Origin of the sequence: Aurantimonas sp. HBX-1 (genome assembly GCF_021391535.1) — a bacterium.
Classification (GTDB): Bacteria; Pseudomonadota; Alphaproteobacteria; order Rhizobiales; family Rhizobiaceae; genus Aurantimonas.
Genome location: NZ_CP090066.1, coordinates 2949901 through 2969717, shown reverse-complemented (window position 1 = coordinate 2969717; position 19817 = coordinate 2949901). Strand labels below are relative to the sequence as shown.

Annotated in this window: 19 protein-coding genes; 9 read left to right on the top strand and 10 right to left on the bottom strand. The window is 67.6% G+C overall.

What is annotated here, in order from left to right:
* Positions 1-39: 39 nt before the first annotated feature.
* Positions 40-372: a cytochrome c gene (locus LXB15_RS14145; RefSeq protein ID WP_233949058.1), complete on the top strand. Its 333-nt coding sequence runs from the start codon at positions 40-42 to the stop codon at positions 370-372.
* Positions 373-425: 53 nt separating this feature from the next.
* Here LXB15_RS14145 and LXB15_RS14140 read toward each other — a convergent pair whose 3' ends face one another.
* Together LXB15_RS14140 and LXB15_RS14135 are read right to left on the bottom strand one after the other, a co-directional pair.
* Positions 426-839, bottom strand: coding sequence for a hypothetical protein (locus LXB15_RS14140; protein WP_233949057.1), 414 nt, complete (start codon positions 837-839; stop codon positions 426-428).
* A 167-nt stretch (positions 840-1006) separates the two neighbouring features.
* Entirely contained in the window at positions 1007-2797 is a 1791-nt protein-coding gene (locus tag LXB15_RS14135) for an ABC transporter transmembrane domain-containing protein (protein ID WP_233953179.1), read from the bottom strand.
* A gap of 202 nt (positions 2798-2999) precedes the next feature.
* On the opposite strand from LXB15_RS14135, the gene rpmE reads away from it, so the two are divergent.
* Positions 3000-3221, top strand: coding sequence for a 50S ribosomal protein L31 (gene rpmE, locus LXB15_RS14130; protein WP_233949056.1), 222 nt, complete (start codon positions 3000-3002; stop codon positions 3219-3221).
* A 73-nt stretch (positions 3222-3294) separates the two neighbouring features.
* On the opposite strand, the gene LXB15_RS14125 is transcribed toward rpmE, so the two are convergent.
* From LXB15_RS14125 to LXB15_RS14100, 6 genes are all read right to left on the bottom strand, one after another.
* Complete coding sequence (locus tag LXB15_RS14125) at positions 3295-3462, bottom strand: hypothetical protein (RefSeq protein ID WP_233949055.1); 168 nt, start codon at positions 3460-3462, stop codon at positions 3295-3297.
* A complete protein-coding gene (locus tag LXB15_RS14120; protein WP_233949054.1) occupies positions 3459-4796 on the bottom strand; it encodes an amidase in 1338 nt (445 codons plus the stop codon). Before LXB15_RS14120 ends, LXB15_RS14125 begins: the two co-directional genes overlap by 4 nt.
* Positions 4789-6204 (bottom strand): TRAP transporter large permease subunit, encoded by a 1416-nt coding sequence (locus LXB15_RS14115; RefSeq protein WP_233949053.1) that lies wholly within the window; start codon positions 6202-6204, stop codon positions 4789-4791. Before LXB15_RS14115 ends, LXB15_RS14120 begins: the two co-directional genes overlap by 8 nt.
* Positions 6201-6785, bottom strand: a complete 585-nt coding sequence (locus LXB15_RS14110; RefSeq protein WP_233949052.1) for a TRAP transporter small permease subunit — start codon at positions 6783-6785, stop codon at positions 6201-6203. The genes LXB15_RS14115 and LXB15_RS14110 overlap by 4 nt, the downstream gene beginning before the upstream one ends.
* A 78-nt stretch (positions 6786-6863) precedes the next feature.
* Positions 6864-7988 carry a TRAP transporter substrate-binding protein gene (locus tag LXB15_RS14105; RefSeq protein WP_233949051.1) on the bottom strand — a complete coding sequence of 375 codons (1125 nt, stop codon included), beginning with the start codon at positions 7986-7988 and terminating at the stop codon, positions 6864-6866.
* A gap of 333 nt (positions 7989-8321) precedes the next feature.
* A complete protein-coding gene (locus LXB15_RS14100) occupies positions 8322-8852 on the bottom strand; it encodes a DUF1465 family protein (RefSeq protein WP_233949050.1) in 531 nt (176 codons plus the stop codon).
* 333 nt (positions 8853-9185) lie between these two features.
* On the opposite strand from LXB15_RS14100, the gene LXB15_RS14095 reads away from it, so the two are divergent.
* Together LXB15_RS14095 and LXB15_RS14090 are read left to right on the top strand one after the other, a co-directional pair.
* Entirely contained in the window at positions 9186-10172 is a 987-nt protein-coding gene (locus LXB15_RS14095) for an NAD(P)H-quinone oxidoreductase (protein ID WP_233949049.1), read from the top strand.
* Between the two features lie 220 nt (positions 10173-10392).
* Positions 10393-11100: a DUF1013 domain-containing protein gene (locus tag LXB15_RS14090; RefSeq protein ID WP_233949048.1), complete on the top strand. Its 708-nt coding sequence runs from the start codon at positions 10393-10395 to the stop codon at positions 11098-11100.
* Positions 11101-11169: 69 nt separating this feature from the next.
* Here the strand turns inward: LXB15_RS14090 and LXB15_RS14085 are convergent, their stop codons facing one another.
* Together LXB15_RS14085 and LXB15_RS14080 are read right to left on the bottom strand one after the other, a co-directional pair.
* Positions 11170-11961, bottom strand: coding sequence for an SDR family NAD(P)-dependent oxidoreductase (locus LXB15_RS14085; RefSeq protein WP_233949047.1), 792 nt, complete (start codon positions 11959-11961; stop codon positions 11170-11172).
* A gap of 94 nt (positions 11962-12055) precedes the next feature.
* Positions 12056-12865, bottom strand: coding sequence for an SDR family oxidoreductase (locus tag LXB15_RS14080; RefSeq protein ID WP_233949046.1), 810 nt, complete (start codon positions 12863-12865; stop codon positions 12056-12058).
* A 256-nt stretch (positions 12866-13121) separates the two neighbouring features.
* Between LXB15_RS14080 and LXB15_RS14075 the strand changes: the two genes are divergently transcribed.
* The 5 genes from LXB15_RS14075 to pstA all read left to right on the top strand — a co-directional run bounded on the left by LXB15_RS14075 (position 13122) and on the right by pstA (position 19796).
* Complete coding sequence (locus LXB15_RS14075; RefSeq protein WP_233949045.1) at positions 13122-14186, top strand: hypothetical protein; 1065 nt, start codon at positions 13122-13124, stop codon at positions 14184-14186.
* A 117-nt stretch (positions 14187-14303) separates the two neighbouring features.
* On the top strand, positions 14304-15623 hold the full coding sequence (locus LXB15_RS14070; RefSeq protein WP_233949044.1) for an ATP-binding protein: 1320 nt from the start codon (positions 14304-14306) through the stop codon (positions 15621-15623).
* A 137-nt stretch (positions 15624-15760) separates the two neighbouring features.
* Positions 15761-16813, top strand: a complete 1053-nt coding sequence (locus LXB15_RS14065; protein ID WP_233949043.1) for a PstS family phosphate ABC transporter substrate-binding protein — start codon at positions 15761-15763, stop codon at positions 16811-16813.
* Positions 16814-16989: 176 nt separating this feature from the next.
* Entirely contained in the window at positions 16990-18480 is a 1491-nt protein-coding gene (gene pstC / locus LXB15_RS14060) for a phosphate ABC transporter permease subunit PstC (RefSeq protein WP_233949042.1), read from the top strand.
* Positions 18477-19796 (top strand): phosphate ABC transporter permease PstA, encoded by a 1320-nt coding sequence (gene pstA, locus LXB15_RS14055; RefSeq protein WP_233949041.1) that lies wholly within the window; start codon positions 18477-18479, stop codon positions 19794-19796. Before pstC ends, pstA begins: the two co-directional genes overlap by 4 nt.
* Positions 19797-19817 lie beyond the last annotated feature (21 nt).

The following is a 19817-nucleotide window of genomic DNA, read 5'->3' as shown; positions in this document are numbered from 1 at the left end:
CGGCAGCGGCCGTCCGATCGCAATCATGAAGGATCCAGGATGAATCGTTTCACGCGGCCCGCCGCGGCCCTGCTCGCCGTGCAGATCGCGGCCGGCCCCGCGCTTGCCGCCGACCTCTCGGCCGGACGGCAGAAGGCGCAGATGTGCGCCACCTGCCACGGCAGCGACGGCATCGCCACGGCGCCCGACGCGCCGAACATTGCCGGCGACAGCAGCATCTACCTCGCCGAGCAGCTGAAGGCGTTCCGCGACGGACGCCGCCAGCACCAGCAGATGTCGATCATCGCTCAGAGCCTCAGCGACGAGGACATTGCCGATCTCTCGGCCTGGTTCGCCGCGATCGAGGTCACCGCAACGCCGCCGACCCTCTAAGGGGCCGGCAACGCATCCGGCGGACCGGGCCGCAGTAGCCCCCGGGCGGCGGCTTACTCGGCCGTGATCGTCTGCATGACGAGCTTGTCGTCGACGCGGATCGGGCCGTCTTCCTTGGCGCCGAGCGTGTACTCGAAGACCCCGGTCTTCGTGCCACCGGCTTCCGAGTGGACCATCAGCATCAGCATGTCGCCGCTGGCGACCTCTTCCTGGAGGATCGCGGCGACGTCGTTCGTCGTTCCCGCGCGGATCGGCGCATAGCCGACAACGGGGCCGGGCTTCATCGCCGAATCCGTGCGGTGCACCACGAGCCAGCCGTTCTCCCCGGCGGTCACGGAATCGGCACTGACGATGCCGCTGGAAACGTCCTGGTCCGAGGCGGTGACGGCGGGCGTCATGTCGGCCTGGGCGAGTGCTGCTGTGGACAGGGCCGTGGTGGCGAAGATCGTGATCATCGTGCGCTTCATGTGCGATCGTCCTTTCGTGCTTCTGGACCGGTATGGTCCGGGAAGAGACGATCGCCGGGGCAACATGGCTTCAGATCTGACGGCTCCGTGACCGGCTGGAGGATGCGGCTGAAGTTTCCGTCATGATTGGCAGGGCAGGGCGGGCGGCAGAGGCAAGGCAGGCCCGTTTATTCCGCGGCGATGTCGCTGCGGCCGGCGTCGAACTGCAGCCGCGCGAGCCGCGCGTAGATGCCGCCCTTGGCGATCAGCGATGCATGGTTGCCCTCTTCGACGATCCGGCCCTGGTCCAGCACGAGGATCCTGTCGGCCTTGAGGACGGTCGCCAGGCGATGCGCGATGACCAGGGTGGTGCGCCCCTGCATCAGCTTCTCCAGCGCGATCTGCACCAGCTTCTCGCTCTCCGCATCGAGCGCCGAGGTCGCCTCGTCGAGCAGCAGGATCGGCGCGTCGCGCAGGATGGCGCGCGCGATGGCGATGCGCTGGCGCTGCCCGCCCGACAGCGTGATGCCGCGCTCGCCGATGATCGTGTCGTAGCCCTTGTCCAGCGCCTCGATGAAGCCGTCGGCAAGCGCCGAACGCGCCGCCGCGCGGATCCGGCCGGCGTCCGGTTGGATTTCGCCGAAGCCGATGTTCTCGGCCGCGTTGGCGGCGAAGATCGAGACGTCCTGCGGCACGAAGGCGATCCGGCTGCGCAGCGCGTGCAGGTCGGCCTCTCTGATGTCCACGCCGTCGACGAGGATGCGGCCGGCGTCCGGGTCATAGAAGCGTTCGATCAGCGAGAAGACGGTCGACTTGCCGGCGCCGGACGGGCCGACGATCGCCACCGTCTCGCCGGGCCGCACCGAGAAGGACAGCTGGTGCACGGTCGGCAGGTCCGGCCGCGACGGATAGGCGAAGCTGACATTCTCGAACACCACGGCGCCCTCAGCCGGCACCGGCATCGGCAGCGGATGGGCGGCCTGCCGCACGCCGGATTCCTCGGCGAGCAGCTCGCTGAGGCGCTCGGCTGCGCCCGCCGCCTGGGCGAGTTCGCCCCAGACCTCCGATAGCTGCCCCAGCGCGCCCGCCGCGAACACCGCGTAGAGCAGGAACTGGCCGAGCGTGCCGGGGGTCATCGTGCCGGCCGTCACCCGCTGGGCGCCGATCCACAGCACGGCGATGATCGAGCCGAAGATCAGGAAGATCGCGAAGGCGGTGAGGAAGGCCCGGGCGGTGATCGAGGAACGCGCCGCGCCGAAGGCGACGTCCACCGCCCGCGAGAAGCGGCTGGAGGCCGCCGCCTCGCCGGTGAAGGCCTGGACCGTGCGCATCGCCCCGATCGCCTCGCTGGCATAGGCGGTGGCGTCGGCCAGCGTATCCTGCGCGAGGCGCGAACGGCGCCGGACCGAGCGGCCGAAGGCGACGAGCGGCAGGACGATGACCGGAATCGCGCCGATCACGATCAGCGACAGGCCGGGGCTGGTGACCACCATCATCGTCACAGCGCCGAAGAACAGGATGGCATTGCGCAGCGCGAGCGACGCGGTGGCGCCGACGGCGGACTTCACCTGCGTCGTGTCGGCGCTCAGCCGGGAGATGATCTCGCCCGACATCGAGCGGTCGAAGAAGGCCGGCGAGAGCCGCGTGACATGCGCGAACACGTCCTTGCGCAGGTCCGCGACGACCCGCTCGCCGAGCGTGATGACGAAGAAGTAGCGGCCGGCGCTGGCGACGGCGAGCACCAGCGCGAGCAGGATGAGCGTCGCGAAATAGAGGTCGATGAAGCCGGTGTCGGACGTGGCGAAGCCGTGATCGACGACACGCCGGACGGCGAGCGGCAGCGACAGCGTGGTGACGGCGGCGAGCGCCAGGCAGATCACCGCCCCGGTCACCAGCCCCTTGTAGCGGAGCATGTAGGGTACCAGCCGGGCCAGCGGCCGCAGATTGCGCCGTCTGGCCGCGTCCTTGGGTTCCACCATGATGGTATCGGCCACGCTCGTCTCCAGGCTGTTGGACGCCGGGCCGGCTCTTGTGCCCCGACCGGCCCTGATGTATAGGCTCGACCCTGATTTTGGAAGCGAAGCGCGCTCCGTGATCCCCGCGACATCGAGACCGTCCGGCGGCTTTGCCGCAGTGGCTCAAGCGTGTCAGGGGAGCCGGCAGGACCAAGGACCGAAGGCGATGAAGAAAGACATCCACCCGAACTACCACAACATCACCATCGTGATGACGAATGGTACGGAGTACGAGACCCGGTCGACCTGGGGTTCGCAGGGCGACAAGATGAATCTCGACATCGACCCGACCAGCCACCCGGCCTGGACCGGCGGCAACCAGCATCTGCTCGATCGCGGTGGCCGCGTGTCGCGCTTCAAGAAGCGCTACGAAGGCCTCAAGATCTAGTCTTCGGCGACCTGTCGCCCGAAAAGCCCGGCCTTCGCGCCGGGCTTTTTCGTTTTTGCCTCGGCTTTGCCCGTCACGGGTGCGGCGGCACGCGATGGAAGAACAGGTCGTAGCCGCACAGCAGGACGGTCACCAGCACCACGATCGTCAGGTCGAGCGTCGCAACCTTGGTGACCAGCACCAGCAGGAAGACGCACAGGACCACGAAGGCGACGGCAGACAAGAAGCGCTCCAGGGTCATCCCTGCATCTCCTGTTGAAACAGTGTTTGGAGCCACTGTGCGGTGCGCAGCAGCCTGGCATCCTCGCCGCGCCGCCCGACCAGCTGCACGCCCATCGGCAGGCCGTCGGGCGTCTCCAGCAGCGGCAGCGTGACGCTCGGAACGCCCAGAAACGTCCAGAGCGCATTGAACGCGGTCGCGTCCTGCGTCGCCTGGCCGTCGCGCGCTGGGCCGATGGCGGCAGGCGTGACGATGGCGTCGCATCGCTCGAAGATCGTCTCGATCCCCGCGTAGAGGACCTTCCGCCAGTCCAGCGCCGCCAGATAGTCCCGCGCGAGCACCGCATCGCCCTCGGAGAGCCTTTCGGACAGGGCCTGGGACAGCGCTGCCGCGTGCCGCTGGCGGATGCCCGTCAGGTTCTTCGCCATCTCCGCAAGCATGACGCGTTCGGCGAGGATCCGGGCGTCGGCGAAGATCTGCGGCAGCGGCGCCTCGAAACAGCGCTCGCCGAGAGCCGCGATCAGCTCGTCGAAAGCCTCCTGCATCTCGGCGCTGGCGCAATCCCACCACGGCGTGCGCACGAAGGCCAGCGTCGGGGTTACCGGCGGCGGGCTGCCCGCGTGTTCCAGGAGCCGCGGGTGCGGCGCCAGGGTGGTCGCGGGGTCGGCTGCGTCGAAGCCGAACAGGGCTTCCGCGATCAGCGCCACGCCGGCGACGTCCGGCGCGAAGACGCAAGGGGCCGTGAGACTGGGCACCAGATCCAGCGTGCCGCGGCGGGAGATCGCGCCGAAGCTCGGCCGGTAGCCGGTCACCCCGGCCGACGCCGCCGCGGCGACGAGGGAGGAGCCTCCGTCCAGGCCGACGGCCAGCGGAACGACGCCGTTGGCGACCGCCGCCGCTGCACCGTCGCGCGTCGCGGCGGAACCGCCCCCATTCTGTCCGTCCCCGCGGAAGCCGCCGACGCCGAGTTCCGCCACCCGGGTCTTGCCCGCCACCATCGCCCCGGCGCTGCGCAGCTGCTCGACGATGGCTGACTCCTTCTCCGGCACGTGGCCGTCGAATGGCGCGAAGCCCCGCCCGGTCGGAATCCAGGCCGTATCGATCGTATCGTCGACGGCGACGACCAGCCCGTGCAACGCGCCGAGCGCACGCCCGCGTCCGCGGAACTGGTCGAGCGAGGCGGCCTGCCGCCGCGCGAAGCCGGGGTCGAACCAGGTGAAGCCGGTGGAGGCCGTTCCCAGGCAGTCGACCCGGGCGATCACTGCTTCCGTCAGTTCGATCGCCCGCATCGCGCCGCTTGCCAGCCGTTCCCGCAGCACGACGGCCGGCAGGTCGAGAATGCGGCGATCAGCCATAGACGGCATCGGGCAGGTAGAAGACGATCTGCGGGAAGATGTAGACGATCGCCATGGCCAGGAACACCATGAACAGGAAGGGAATCAGGCCCATGAAGATCTGCGTCAGGCGCACCTCCGGTGGGGCGATTCCCTTGAGGTAATAGGCGCTCATCGCCATGGGCGGTGTCAGGAACGACGTCTGCAGGTTCAGCGCGACGAGGATGCCGAAGAACAGCGGGTCGATGCCGAACATCGGCAGGAGCGGCAGGAAGATCGGCACGAAGATGATGATGATCTCGCTCCACTCAAGCGGCCAGCCGAGCAGGAAGATGATCACCTGGGCCAGCAGCAGGAATTGGAACGGCGTCAGGTCGAGACCCTGGACGAACTCCGAGATGACCGCCTCGCCGCCGAGATAGGAGAACACCGAGGAGAAGGTGTAGGAGCCGACGAACAGCCAGCAGACCATCGCGGTCGTGCGCACCGTCAGGTACACAGACTCCCGCAGGCGCTGGAAGGTCATGGCCCGATACGCCACCGCCAGCAGCAGGCCGCCGAGCGCACCGATCGCCGCCGCTTCCGTCGGCGTCGCGAGGCCGAACAGGATCGAGCCGAGCACCGCCAGGATCAGCACCGCCAGCGGCAGGAACGACGTGACGATCATGAACAGCACCCGGCCGAAAGGCACGTCGGGAATCTCGCCCGGTGCCGGCTTCGGCGCGACGGACGGCTGCAGGATCGACCGGCCGACGACATAGACCATGTACAGCCCGACCAGCAGGAAGCCCGGGAGAAGGGCGCCGGCGTAGAGCCTGACGATCGAGGTGCCGGATGCCGCCGCATAGACGATCAGCATGATCGAGGGCGGGATCAGGATGCCAAGCGTGCCGCCGGCGCAAATGATGCCGGTGGCGAAGGACGTGTCGTAGCGGGCCTTCAGCATCGCCGGCAGGGCGAGCAGCCCCATCAGCGTCACCACGGCCCCGACGATGCCGGTCGCGGTGGCAAACAGGGCGCAGGTGATCAGCGCCGCGACGCCGAGCGAGCCCGGAACGTTCTTCGAGGCGACGTTGAGCGTGGTGAACAGCCGATCGACGATGTTGGCGCGCTCGACCACGTATCCCATGAACAGGAACAGCGGCACGGCGGTCAGCACCTCGTTGCTCATCACCGTATAGGTCTGGTTGATGAACAGGTCGAAGATCCGGCTATTGAAGAACCCGTCGAGCCAGAGGGTGACGCTGTCGTAGAGGCCGGCGTCCTCGTCGAGACGATTGAAGGCGCGCCACATCCGGTCGCCGTCGAAATAGGCGTAGTAGCCAAAGATGATGCCCATCGCCATCAGGGTGAAAGCGATGGGGAACCCGAGGAAGACCAGGAAGATGAACAGCCCCAGCATAAAGAGGGCAACCTGCGGTTCGGTCATGGGTGTGCGTCGCTTTCCGCGGCTGTGGCTTTGTTGAGAATGATGTCCTCGGTCTCCTGCACGTCGTCTTCGGCGCGCAGCCAGGTACCGGTGCGAATGCACTGGATGCAGCGCAGAATCTCCGCGATGCCCTGGATGAACAGCAGGATGCCGGCGGCGACCATGACGGCCTTGAACTGGTAGATCGGGATGCCGGCGGGGCTGTTGACGCTGACCTCGCCGTAGCCGACGGAGCGGGCGGCGTATTTCCAGCCAGTGACGATCAGCGCGGTCACGCCGGGAAAGAAGAAGAAGAGATACAGGATCAGGTCGACCGTCGCCTGTGTCCTCGGACGCCAGAGCCGGTAGAGGAAGTCACCGCGCACGTGCCCGCCGCGCGACAGCGTGTAGGCGCCGCCCATCATGAACAGCGTGCCGTACATGATGAAGGAGACGTCGAAGGCCCATGCCGTCGGGTTGTTGAGCACGTAGCGGACGAACACCTCGTAGCTCGTCCCGAAGGTCATCAGCAGGATCAACCAGCCGAACGTCTTGCCGAAAGCGGCCGACAGGGTGTCGGCGAAGCGAATGAAAGCGACCATGGGCCCCCGAGTCCATCTGCAGAAAAGACCCGGTGGCCAGGGCCACCGGGCTTGCTCAAGGCGTCTGCCTTGCGTCGATCAGCTGTCGAGCTTGCCCGGGAAGAAATGCTCGTAGGCCAGGCGGTAGTCCGGCGCGTTGAGGATTTCGTAGTAGGTCACCCGCTCGACCCACGAGCGCTGGCTGTCGAGCACCTTCTTGATGAAGGGGTCGGTTTCCAGCTGGGTGATCATCTCCGACCAGGCCTCGAGCTGCGCGGCGAGGATTTCCTTCGGCGTCTGGCGCACGGTGACGCCGCTCTCGCTCTGCAGCTTCTGCAGATCGGAAGAATAGTTGTCGAGAGCGAACGCCGTGTTGGCCGTCGACGCCGCCTCGACGCCGTATTCCATGATGGCGCGCAGATCGTCGTCGAGATCTTCCATGAAGTCCCGGTTGAACAGGAACTCGAAGGCTTCGGACGCCTGATGGTAGGAGCCGAGATAGTAGTTCTTGGCGACGTCCTGGGCGCCGAAACGCATGTCGGACGACGGATTGTTGAATTCGAAGGCATCGATGACGCCGCGTTCCATCGCCGGGACGATTTCACCGCCGGGCAGCTGGGTGACGCTCATGCCCATCGACTGCATGAGGTCGGCGGCGAGGCCGACGGTGCGGTATTTCAGGCCGCCGATGTCTGCGACCGTCTCGATCGGGTTCTTGAACCATCCGAACGGTTGCGCCGGCATCGGGAAGCCGAGAAGTCCGACGATGTTGAGGCCCATGTTGTCCTGCGTGAGCTCCCGATAGAGCTCGCGCCCGCCGCCCTGGTAGAACCAGGAGAGCATCGTCGTCGGATTGCCGCCGAACACCGGACCGGTGCCGAACAGCGAGGACGCCTTGTTCTTCCCGTACCAGTAGGCGGAGACGGAGTGCGCGGCATCGAGCACGCCGTCGTTGACGGCGTCGATGACCTGGAAAGCGCCGACGACGGCGCCGGCGGGCAGAAGGTCGATCTTGAGGCGGCCGCCGCTCATCTGCTCGACCCGCTCGACATACTGGCGGGCCATGTCCATCCAGATGTCCGACGCCGGCCACGACGTCTGCATCTTCACCACCACGGGCGACTGCGCGAGCACTGCCGGCGCTGCCAGGCTGCTCGCCGCCGCGCCTGCCACCACGGCGCCCCCCCTGAGGAACTTGCGCCGGCTGACCGAAGCTTCCGTCATCGGCAATACGCCGTCGTTATTCGTGCGTCGCACCATAGTAAACCTCCCTTACAGTTATTCGGAAATAGTCTTGTGCCTCCCAGCCCGGCGAAGATTGCCGATTAGGTCCGTTGCGTCAATGAAGGGTTTGACGAATGCCTGCGGCACTTGCGGCAGGCTGTCGCGTGCGCCAGCGAACATGCAGGCACGAGCAAAAAACCCGGCATCGTGCGATGCCGGGCGGAGCTGTTGCTCGAGACGTGTGCGCCTTACCGTACGGCGTGCGGGGACGCTCCGCCGCATGCGCTGGTCAACGGGCGCCCGGAAGTCCCCCTAGGGGCACGCCCGCCACGGTCAGCCGTTGAAGGCGGTCTTCAGCAGGTTGATCTGCTCGCCCACCGGATTGGTGGTCGGCCAGTCCTCGCGGCGCGAAGCGTCACCGTAGATCTCCCGGTCAAGCATGGCGATCCGCCGCTCGAGCTTCATGGCGCGTTCGACGATGTGGCGGAAGGTTTCCGGCAGCTCGGCATATTGCGGGGACTGGCGGGCGCTGCCGAGCCCTTCCAGCCGCACCTTCACCTTTTCCGCCTCGACCTGCGCCCGCGACATGTCGCCCTGGTTGGCCGCGCGCTGCAGCAGCAGCCAGGACGCCACCTGCATCAGCCGCGTGGTCAGCCGCATCGATTCGGCGGCGTAAAGCGTCGCCGCCGCCTTCGACATGGCCTTGGCTTCGACCCGGCCGACGCCGTCGAGATACACCGCCGTCTCGTCGACGAGGGCCATCCCCTCGTTGAACAGCGGCTGGAAGGAGCGCGAGAACGCCAGGTGCTCGGCGAGCCGGATGGTCCGGTCTTCCTTCGGTGAATCGGTATTCTGCGTCGTCATTGGCTGAGACAGCCTCCCGGGGCCTGCATCGTGCCGATCGCCGGCAGGACGAAGATTCGTGCGTCCCGGGAAAGTGCGGCGAGACCCCCGGCTTGGCAAGCGTCTCCCATTAACGATGGTTAACCGGAATTAGCCAAACCCGGCGCAAAAAAAAGAGCCGCGAAAGCGGCTCTCAGGAGTTTCAACAGGGAGGCGTCAAACGGGGCGAGATCGCTCCGCCTATCCATCAATCTGGACTGATCGAAGTTAAACACTGGAAAGCTTACCCGGGGATTAACGACGCCTCGCCATCGCAAGATTCTCTCTACCTTCCCGGGCCGGAGGCGATTTGCGATGACGAACGAGATGACATTCGTGCGGTGCGACGGGTTCGGTGGCCCGGAGGTCCTGAAGCCCGGACGGCGGCCGGTCCCCGAGCCGGCGGCCGGCGAGATCCTGGTGGAAGTCGCGGCGGCGGGCGTGAACCGGCCCGACGTGCTGCAGCGGCTCGGCGCCTACCCGCCGCCGCCCGGCGCGCCCGACTGGCCCGGCCTCGAGATCGCCGGCACCGTCGCGGCGGTGGGCGAGGGCGCGGGCCGCTTCAAGCCCGGCGACCGGGTGATGGGGCTGGTCGCCGGCGGCGGCTATGCCGAATATGCCGTCGTCGCCGAGAGCAACGCGCTGCCCGTGCCGGAGGGGATCTCGCTGGAGGAGGCCGCGTGCATCCCCGAGACCTTCTTCACCGTCTGGCACAACGTCTTCCAGCGCGGCGGCCTGAAGCAAGGCGAGAGCTTCCTCGTCCACGGCGGCACGTCCGGCATCGGCACCACCGCGATCCAGCTTGCCCGGGCCTTCGGGGCGCGGGTCTTCGCGACGGCCGGCAGCGACGACAAGTGCCGGGCGGCCGAAAGCCTGGGCGCGGCGCTCTGCGTGAACTACCGCAATGGCGACTTCGTCGAGCCGCTGCGCGAGGCGGCCGGGGGCAGGGGCATCGACGTCATTCTCGACATGGTCGGCGGCGACTACACCAACCGCAACCTCAAGCTCGCCGCCGAGGACGGGCGGATCGTGCAGATCGCCTTCCTCAACGGTCCGAAGGCCGAGATCGACCTTGCCCTGATCATGACGAAGCGCCTGACCCTGACCGGCTCGACGCTGCGGGCCCGGCCGGTGGCCTTCAAGGCCGGCGTCGCCAGGGAACTCGAGGCGAAGGTCTGGCCGCTGGTCGCCGACGGCGGCGTGCGGCCGCTGATCGAGGCGCGCTACCGGCTCGATCAGGCGGCGGAGGCGCACCGGCACATGGACGAGGATCATATCGGCAAGATCGTCCTGACCACCTGAACAGGCGCCCCGCGGGTGCGTCCCGCCGTGCCTTCGGGGCCGGGGCTGGCGTTCCCGGCCGCCCCCGGCGAGCCGGTTGGTGCTCCCGCCCATTCGCGGCCGGCGGCGCGATTTCCTTGCACCTGTCAGGCCGACACATTATAACGGCCGCCAATTCCATGACATGTGGTGAGATTCCACGGCCGGTCCCCCGGGGCAGGCACTTAGGAGGATTGTATCCGTGGCACAGCAACTATTGATGCCGAAGGCGACGGCCGTCTGGCTCGTCGACAACACCTCGCTTTCCTTCGAGCAGATCGCCGATTTCTGCACGCTGCATCCGCTCGAGGTGAAGGCGATTGCCGACGGCGAGTCGGCGACCGGCATCAAGGGCCTCGACCCGGTGATGAACGGCCAGCTGGCGCGCGAGGAGATCGAGAAGGGCGAGAAGGATCCCAACTACCGGATTAAGATCGCCACGCCGAAGGTCCGTGTGCCGGAAGCCAAGCGCAAGGCGCCGCGCTATACGCCGGTTTCGAAGCGCCAGGACCGGCCGAACGCCATCCTCTGGCTCGTGCGTAACCACCCGGAGCTGAAGGACGCGCAGATCTCGCGGCTGGTCGGCACGACCAAGAACACCATCCAGCAGATCCGCGAGCGCACGCACTGGAATTCCGCGACGCTGCAGCCGATGGATCCGGTGACGCTGGGCCTCTGCTCGCAGATCGATCTCGACCTTGAGGTCGAGAAGGCCTCGCGCGGCATCATCCGGCCCGAGGAGATCGCCGAGGAAGAGCGGCTGCTGTCGGCCTCGCAGACCCAGAACTGGCATCGCCAGGAGCCGGCCGCGCCGGCCGAGGACGGCGAGCTCGATGCGGCGGCGGTGTTCGCCAAGCTCACCTCGATGCGGCGCACCGAGACCGACGAGGACGGCGACGAGCGGGGCTGATCCCGCCCGTCTCGCCGCACACGCCCGGGGCTCTCGGCCCCGGCGCGGTCCGCCGGCGTCGCCGGGCGATCAGTCCTCGTTCGGCACCGGCATCGTGTAGTTGAGGCCGAGCCGGCCGCCATCGGCATAGATCGTCTGCCCGGTGACGTAGCTGGCGTCCTTCGAGGCCAGGAACGCCGCCACCCCGGCGATCTCCGCCGCCTCGCCGATCCGGCCGAGCGGGGTGCGCGACAGGATCTTCCGTGCCGCCGCCTTGTCGCTGGCCACCGCCTTCAGGAGGTCGGTCATGATCGAGCCGGGGCCGATGGCGTTGACCCTGATCCCGTAGGGCGCGAGCGACAGCGCCATGACCTTGGTCAACTGGCTGACGCCGCCCTTGGAGACCGAGTAGGCGACCTGGTCGGCCAGCGCGAAGACCGCGTTCACCGACGACATGTTGATGATCGTGCCGGGTTCGCCGCCCGCCTTGACCTTCTCGACCATGTGCCGCGCCACCGCCTGGCCGCAGAGGAACGAGCCCTTCAGGTTCACCCCCAGCACACGGTCGAAGGCAGCCTCGTCGAGATCGAGGAAGTCGGCCTTGTGGACGATGCCGGCATTGTTGACCAGGATGTCGACGTCGCCGAATTCGCCGAGCGTCATGGCCACGAGGTTGTGGACGTGCAGCCGGTCGGCGACGTTGCACACCGCCGAACGTACCTCGCCCCACTCGCCGAGCGTCTTCTCGGCGGCGGTTCCGGCCTTCTCGTCGATATCGGCGATCACCACCCGGGCGCCGTCCTGCAGGAAGCGCTGCGCGATGGCGTAGCCGATTCCCTTGGCGCCGCCGGTAACGATCGCGACCTGTCCCTTGAGTGCCATCGCGCTGATCCTCCGCTTCGTGGTGCCGGGGATGCCGGCAAAGCGTCTGCATAGCAGAAGGCGAAGCGCCTGCGCGAGGGTGAGGCGGGCCGCGTCAGCCGTTGCCGCGAAAGCCCGGATAGAGCGTCATGCCGCCGTCGACGAACAGCGTCTGGCCGGTGATGTAGTCGGCAGCGTCCGACACCAGCCAGGCCACGGTGCGTCCGACATCGGCGGGGTCGCCGATCCGGCCGTAGGGGATCAGCTTGAGCATTTCCTCTTCGCCGTCCTCGCGCTCCTCGGCATTGATCGCCGTGGCGATGGCGCCCGGCGCGACCGAATTGACGCGGATCTTTTCCCGCGCGACTTCCTGGGCGATGGAACGCATCAGAAGGTCCAGCCCGCCCTTGGACGCGGCATAGTTCACCCGGAAGGCCCAGGGCACGACCTGGTGCACCGAGGAGTCGAACACCAGCTTGCCGAGCGCCCGGCTCACCGTCTCCCGCGGGCCCTTTGCCCGGAAGCGCCGGACCGCCTCGCGCCCGACCAGGAACGCGCCGGTGAGGTTGACGGCGATCACGGCGTTCCAGTCGTCGAGGCTCATCTCGGCGATGGCGCCATCCTTCTGGATGCCGGCGTTGGAGACGACGATGTCGAGCGGGCCGAGTTCGCGCTCCGCCCGGTCGAACATCGCGATCACGTCTTCTTCAGCGGCGACGTCGGCCCCGACCGAGATGGCGCGCCGGCCGAGAGCCGCGATCTCGGCCACGACCGCGTCGGCCGCCTCGGAAGAGCCGAGGTGGTTGATCACCAGATCCGCGCCGGCGCGGGCCAGTTCGAGGGCCGTCGCCTTGCCGATTCCCGACGAGGAACCGGTGACGAGGGCGATCTGGCCCTCGAGGCTGAGCAGGTCGGTGGATGTCATGGGTTTCCTCCAGGTCACGCGTAAGGTCGAGGGGGCGATGCCCCGCTTTACTCAACGCGGCCTCGGCGGATTGGCTGCGCCGGAGGGCGCGATCCGGAAGCGGCAGCGGTCCCGGCATGACTTCCCTGGTTGGACGGGGCGCCGCGGCGTACTATTCTGCACGTCCTGTGCTCGTCGTCTTCGGCCGGGCTTTGCTTCGATTGACAAAAGGCGGCGTTATTTGGCCAGCACGATTGAAACGAGTGTCCGGCGTGCTTTGCAGGAAGGAAATGCCGACGACCCGGATTTCCGGGTGCAGGTCTACGAGGCCGCCGAACGCGCCATCCAGCGCGTCGTCGCGGAAAAGGGTGTCGGCCAAGACGCGGCGGACCGCCAGCTCGAACAGCTGATCGCGGCGATCGAGCGCATCGAGGCCGATTACCCGCCAGGCGGCTCGCTCGCGGCAGATGCCGAAGGACCCGACGCAGGTCCCGCTCCCGCGACCTTCGCGGTGACCGCGTCCGACGGTGACGATCTGCCGGCACCGTCGCTGCCGGAGCATGACGCGACGGGCTCCGCCGCCGCCGGCGGATCGACGGAAGGCGACACCCCCAAGCTGCGCGAGGCGCGCGTCGCGGAGGCGTCTGCCGTGCCGGCGGCGTCGACCCCCGCGGGCGACTGGTCGCCCGGCAATCGCAAGCCCGCCGCCGCTTCCTCCCGCCGGGCACCCCGCTGGCTGGTGGGCGTGGTTGCCGCGATCGCCGTCCTGGCGCTGCTCGTCGTCGCGGCCTGGTGGCTCTATTCCGCCGTGATGGCGACGCCGGAGGTCGAGGCGAGCGACGGCATGAGCGTCGAGGAGGCCATCCGCAGCGCTTCGGGCGAGAGCGCGGAATCGGACGCCGACTGGATCAGCGTCTTCGACGGCAGCGACATCGAGGCGGTGCGGGCCACCGATGGTGGCCGCGTCACCGCCGAGACAACCACCGCCGGACAGTCCGGCGTGCGGATCGACGTGCCCTCCGTCGGGACCGGCACCGAGATCGGCCTCGTCATCGGTCCGGGCGTGGTGCGTTCCCTCGCGGGGCAGACCGTGCGCGGCGAGCTGACGGTGGGCTCTCCGGACGGCGCGCCGCGCGAGTTCGGCGTCCGCTGCGTGTTTGCCGGTGAGACGACCTGCGGAAGGCAGCGCTTTGCCACCAGCATCGCCGAGGAGACCTTCATCTTCGACATGGAGGTGCCGGCCGGCGCGACGGCCGAGGGCCAGCTCGCCATCGACCCCGGCGTCGGCCAGGAAACGCGCGACCTCATGGTGTACTCGCTCCGCCTGCGGCCGGCAGCGTGAGGCGCGCCGATCGCTTTTCGGCCCCCCGCCGTCATGAAGCTCTAAAGTACCGGCTCTAGGACAGGGCATGATCTGGCGATTGCGCCCTTTCAGCGAGGCCGGGAAGCTGCGACCACGATGACCGACGAACGACAGGACGAGGACGAGGCGCAGCCGCGCCCCGACGGGCGGCGCCGCGCGCGGACGATCACCGTGGCCGCCGCCGCGCTCTTCGCGCTGCTCGGCTGGGCGTTTCCGCAAGCTGCCGCCGGCTGCTTCGCCGCCTTCGTCGCGCTCATGCTGGTGGTCCACTGGCCGAGCCGCGGCCACAGCCCGCGGGGCCGCATCCGCGCCGCCGAGCGCGAGGTGGTATGGCCCGGACGCGGCATGAAGGCGGTGGTTGAGGCGTTCCAGGAACCCGCCTTCATCGTCGACCGCTTCATGCTGCTGCGCTACCGAAACCCGGCCTCGCTGATCGCCTTCGGCAACATGTCGCTGGGCGATCCGGTGTCGCTGCGCTTCCGCTCGCCGGAGCTGCTGGCGGTGGTCGAGCGGGTCATCGAGCACCTGCAGCCGGGCCTTGCGACCCTCGAAGACCGCCGCCCGCTCGACCGGACGTGGCAGGTCGAGGTGGTGCCGATCCCGCCTTACCAAGGCGAGCGGCCGCATTTCTTCCTCATGCTGTTCCGCGACCGTACCGCCGAGCTGCGGCTCGAGCGGATGCGCACCGACTTCGTCGCCAACGCCAGCCACGAGCTGCGCACGCCGCTGGCCTCGCTCACCGGCTTCATCGAGACGCTGCAGGGCCCGGCGCGCAACGATGCCGCCGCCCGCGACCGCTTCCTCGACATCATGCGCGAGCAGGCGACCCGCATGTCCCGGCTGATCGACGATCTCCTGTCGCTGTCGCGTATCGAGATGAAGCGCCACGTCCCGATCGCCACCAAGGCGGACCTCGCCGCCCTGTTCCGCCAGGTCGAGGCGCAGATGCGCCCGCTCGCCGAGCAGCGCGGCCTGGCCATCGAGCTGGCCCTGCCGGAGGAGCCGGTGCTGGTCATCGGCGACGAGGACGAGCTGATGCAGGTCTTCGCCAATCTCGTTGAGAACGCCTGCAAATACGGCGACGGGGGCGGGCGCGTGGTGATGCAGCTGGCGCGCACCACCGAGCGCGGCGCGCCGGTGATCGACGCCTCCGTCCGAGACTTCGGACGCGGCATCGCGGCCGAGCACGTCCCCCGCCTGACCGAGCGCTTCTATCGCGTCGATCTCGGCAAGGATCGCTCGCAGCGGGGCACCGGGCTCGGCCTGTCGATCGTGCGCAACATCCTCCTGCGCCATCGCAGCCGACTCCTGATCACCTCCCGGGTCGGCGAGGGCTCGGTTTTCACCGCCCGATTCCCCGATCCCGGCACCTCCAAACCGAGTTCAGAAGAAAACACAGGAATATCAGCGGGTTAATGTGTCACAATAGTGAGACGTTTTTGTCATAGAGACTTCTTGTCGCGTCGATAGAGGTTACCGCGAACCGCAGCCGCCAGACAGGGTGGCCTCGCAACGCTCGGTTCGGAAACGTAACTCCTCAAGGAGACTCACCCGTGAAGAACAAGCTCATCGCCGGCCTCGCGCTCGGCACCGCCCTTTCGCTCGTCGGTCATGCCGGCGCGCAGTCGAACGAACAGGTCCAGGTCGCAGGCTCCTCGACTGTTCTTCCCTATGCCCAGATCGTCGCCGAGAATTTCGGCGAGACCTTCCCCGATTTCCCGACGCCGATCGTCGAGTCCGGCGGCTCCTCGGCCGGTCTGAAGCAGTTCTGCCAGGGCGTCGGCCCGGACACGATCGACATCGCCAATTCTTCGCGCGCCATTCGTCCGGCCGAGCTGAAGGCTTGTGCCGACGCCGGCGTGACCGACGTCCAGGAAGTGCAGTTCGGCTATGACGGCATCGTCTTCGCCTCCGACGCGGCCGGCCCGGACTTCGCGCTGACCCCCGAAATCGTCTTCAATGCCATGGCCGCCAAGGTCGTCCAGGACGGCAAGGTCGTCGACAACCCGTACACCAACTGGTCGGATGTCGATGCCTCGCTCCCGGACCAGAAGATCACCGCGTTCATCCCGGCGTCGAACCACGGCACGCGTGAAGTCTTCGAAGAGAAGGTTCTGGCGGCTGGCTGCGAAGCCTCCGGCGCGCTCGAAGCCTTCACCGCGTCCGGCATGGACGAGGATGCGGCCGAGGATCAGTGCCTGCAGGTTCGCAACGACAACACGGTTTCCGAGATCTCGGGCGACTACACCGAGACGCTGTCGCGCATCGATGCCGACAAGCAGGCCATCGGCGTGTTCGGCCTCGCCTTCTACGAGCAGAACCAGGACAAGCTGAAGGTCGCGACGATGAGCGACGTGGTGCCGTCGGCCGAAACCATCGCCGCGGGTGAGTATCCGGTGTCGCGGCCGCTCTACTTCTACGTGAAGAAGGCCCATATCGGCGTGGTCCCGGGCCTCAGCGAGTACGTCCAGTTCTTCCTCTCCGAGCAGATGGTCGGCCCGGACAGCCCGCTGGTCGCCTACGGCCTCGTCCCGGCTCCGGAAGACGAGCGCGAAGGCCAGCGTGCGAAGTTCGAAGCCGGCGAGACCATGGCCGTCGAAGGCTGATACCGCCTGTTGCGATGCGCTCCGGCGCATGACGCCAATCGGAACCGCCTGCCATCACGGCCGGCGGTTTCGCAGGTCCGGGGCGAGGGGCTCGACCTGCTTCGTCCCCGGTCCGCAGCTTCCAACGCGACGCCCGGGTTCATCTGCGGCGTAGCCGTCACTGGCGGGAGACATAAATGTCGACGTCCTTCATCGTCCTCGCCGCGCTCCTGATAGGCGCCGCCGGGTTCTATCTGGGCTATCGTCGTTCCAAGGCCCTGGCTGCGCAGGCCGGACGCAAGCTGCATTCCCGCCCCGGCTATCACGGCGCCTATGTGCTTTCCTGGACGCTGGTTCCCTCCCTGCTCGCCCTGGCAGCCTGGCTGACCGTCTCGCCGGTGCTCATCGCCCAGGAGGTCCGCGGCGAGTTTCCGGAGAACGCCCTTGCCGAAGCCGGGCTGACCGAGGATCTGGCCTACGGCATGGTCGAATCCATCGGCGCTGGCCTGCGTCTGCTCACTGTCGACGCCCGCGACACCATCTCCGCCGAATCGGCGATGGAGCAGCTGAAGCCGATGCTGCAGGCCCAGGGCATGCCCATCGCCTCCTCGAGCGCGGATTTCATGATCCCGCTGGCGATCCAGCGCAATCGTCTCGAGGACGTCAGCCGCGCCGCCATGACGGTCGTCGTTCTCGGGCTCGCCCTGGCCGGCATGGCCTGGGCCCTGCGCTCGATCGCGGTGCGCCTGAGGGCCCGCAACGGGGTCGAGGCGGTGATCCGCAACGGCCTGATCGTCTGTTCGTCGATCGCCATCCTGACCACTGTCGGCATCATCTTCTCGATGCTGTTCGAGACGATCGACTTCTTCTCCCGGGTACCGCCTACGGAGTTCTTCTTCGGGACGGTCTGGGAGCCGCGCTTCGCCGCGGCCGGGTCGGGCGGCGCCGAGGGGCAGTTCGGCCTGATCCCCCTGCTTGCCGGCACGCTCTACATCGCCGGCGTGGCGATGCTCGTCGCGGTGCCGATCGGTCTGTTCGCCGCGATCTACATGGCCGAATACGCCAGCCGTGCGACCCGATCCGTGGTCAAGCCGCTCCTCGAAGTGCTCGCCGGCATCCCCACCATCGTCTACGGCTTCTTCGCGCTGATAACCGTCGGACCGTTCCTGCGTGACCTGTCCGGCCAGCTCTCCGGGCTGGTCACCGGCAACTACACCTCGTTCATCCAGGCGCAGAGCGTGCTGACGGCCGGCCTGGTGATGGGCATCATGCTGATCCCCTTCGTCTCCTCGCTGTCCGACGACATCATCACCTCGGTGCCGGGCAGCCTGCGTGACGGTTCCCTCGGCCTCGGCGCGACCCGGTCGGAAACGGTCAAGCGGGTAATCATGCCGGCGGCCCTGCCGGGCATCGTGTCGGCCCTGCTGCTGACCGCTTCCCGGGCCATTGGCGAGACCATGATCGTGGTGCTGGCGGCCGGCGTCGCCGCCAATCTCACGCTCAGCCCGTTCGAGGCGATGACCACCGTCACCGTCAAGATCGTCAACCAGCTGACCGGTGATCTCGAGTTCACCTCGCCGCAGACGCTGGTCGCCTTCGCGCTGGGCATGACGCTGTTCGTCATCACCCTGTGCCTCAACATCTTCGCCCTCTACATCGTCCGCAAGTACCGGGAGCAGTACGAATGACCGACGCGACAGCCAACGGCGTGGTCGACCGCGCTGCCGCTCCGGCGCGCCGGGATATCGGCATCAAGCGCCGCTACCGCTCGGAACGCCGCTTCAAGATCTACGGGATCGTGGCGATCGCCATCGGCCTGTTCTTCCTGGTGGCGCTTCTGTGGAGCGTCTTCTCGCAGGGCTATACGGCCTTCTGGCAGACCGAGATCCGGGTTCCCGTCACCTTTTCCGAGGAGATCATCGGCACCCCGCAGGCCGTCGTCGAGAACCCGACCAAGGCGATGATGGCGAACTATCCGAAACTGGCGCTCGACGGGCTGGTGCAGCTCCTCGGCGTCGATCCCGAGGATCGCGCGGCGGTGCGCGAGGTCGGCAGCCTGATCTCGTCCGGCGTCCGTGTCGAACTGCGCGACATGGTGCTGAACGATCCGTCGATCATCGGCACGACGCAAGAGATCTGGGTCTATGCCGGCTCCGAGCTCGATAGCGCGCTCAAGGGCCAGTACGATCTCGACGTCCCGGAGAACCGCCGGCCGATCAGCGACCAGCAGCTCGCCTGGATCGACCAGCTCGAACAGGCCGGGGCGATCGAGCAGCGCTTCAACTGGGGGCTGTTCACCTTCGGCGCGTCGAGCCGGGCCGAGACGGCCGGGGTCGGGGTCGCGATCGTCGGCTCGCTCTACATGATGGGCATCGTCCTCGTGCTTTCGCTGCCGATCGGCGTCGCGGCCTCGATCTATCTGGAGGAATTCGCGCCGAAGAACCGCTTCACCGACCTGATCGAGGTGAACATCAACAATCTGGCGGCGGTGCCGTCGATCGTCTTCGGCCTGATGGGCCTGGCGGTGTTCATCAACTGGTTCGGCCTGCCGCGCTCGGCGGCGCTGGTCGGCGGCCTGGTCCTGACCCTGATGACCCTGCCGACGATCATCATCGCGACCCGGGCCGCATTGAAGGCGGTGCCGCCCTCGATCCGGGCCGCCGCGCTGGGGCTCGGAGCCTCCAAGATGCAGATGGTCTTCCACCACGTCCTGCCGCTGGCCATGCCGGGCATCCTGACGGGCACGATCATCGGTCTTGCCCAGGCGCTGGGGGAGACCGCGCCGCTGCTGCTGATCGGCATGGTGGCGTTCGTGGCGGACTATCCGTCCTCGCCGATGGACGCCTCCACCGCACTGCCGGTGCAGATCTACATGTGGGCCAACGAGGCCGAGCGCGCCTTCGTCGAACGGACCTCCGGCGCGATCATCATTCTCCTGGCCTTTCTCGCGGTCATGAACATCACGGCGATCGTTCTGCGTCGTCGCTTCGAGAGGCGCTGGTAGCCATGCGACAGGAGTCCATAA

Bases quoted from the DNA above. Each gene is read 5' to 3' on its own strand.
- LXB15_RS14145 (WP_233949058.1), top strand. From the start codon at position 40: ATGAATCGTTTCACGCGGCCCGCCGCGGCCCTGCTCGCCGTGCAGATC.
- LXB15_RS14140 (WP_233949057.1), bottom strand. From the start codon at position 839: ATGAAGCGCACGATGATCACGATCTTCGCCACCACGGCCCTGTCCACA.
- LXB15_RS14135 (WP_233953179.1), bottom strand. From the start codon at position 2,797: ATGGTGGAACCCAAGGACGCGGCCAGACGGCGCAATCTGCGGCCGCTG.
- rpmE (WP_233949056.1), top strand. From the start codon at position 3,000: ATGAAGAAAGACATCCACCCGAACTACCACAACATCACCATCGTGATG.
- LXB15_RS14125 (WP_233949055.1), bottom strand. From the start codon at position 3,462: ATGACCCTGGAGCGCTTCTTGTCTGCCGTCGCCTTCGTGGTCCTGTGC.
- LXB15_RS14120 (WP_233949054.1), bottom strand. From the start codon at position 4,796: ATGGCTGATCGCCGCATTCTCGACCTGCCGGCCGTCGTGCTGCGGGAA.
- LXB15_RS14115 (WP_233949053.1), bottom strand. From the start codon at position 6,204: ATGACCGAACCGCAGGTTGCCCTCTTTATGCTGGGGCTGTTCATCTTC.
- LXB15_RS14110 (WP_233949052.1), bottom strand. From the start codon at position 6,785: ATGGTCGCTTTCATTCGCTTCGCCGACACCCTGTCGGCCGCTTTCGGC.
- LXB15_RS14105 (WP_233949051.1), bottom strand. From the start codon at position 7,988: ATGACGGAAGCTTCGGTCAGCCGGCGCAAGTTCCTCAGGGGGGGCGCC.
- LXB15_RS14100 (WP_233949050.1), bottom strand. From the start codon at position 8,852: ATGACGACGCAGAATACCGATTCACCGAAGGAAGACCGGACCATCCGG.
- LXB15_RS14095 (WP_233949049.1), top strand. From the start codon at position 9,186: ATGACGAACGAGATGACATTCGTGCGGTGCGACGGGTTCGGTGGCCCG.
- LXB15_RS14085 (WP_233949047.1), bottom strand. From the start codon at position 11,961: ATGGCACTCAAGGGACAGGTCGCGATCGTTACCGGCGGCGCCAAGGGA.
- LXB15_RS14080 (WP_233949046.1), bottom strand. From the start codon at position 12,865: ATGACATCCACCGACCTGCTCAGCCTCGAGGGCCAGATCGCCCTCGTC.
- LXB15_RS14070 (WP_233949044.1), top strand. From the start codon at position 14,304: ATGACCGACGAACGACAGGACGAGGACGAGGCGCAGCCGCGCCCCGAC.
- pstC (WP_233949042.1), top strand. From the start codon at position 16,990: ATGTCGACGTCCTTCATCGTCCTCGCCGCGCTCCTGATAGGCGCCGCC.
- pstA (WP_233949041.1), top strand. From the start codon at position 18,477: ATGACCGACGCGACAGCCAACGGCGTGGTCGACCGCGCTGCCGCTCCG.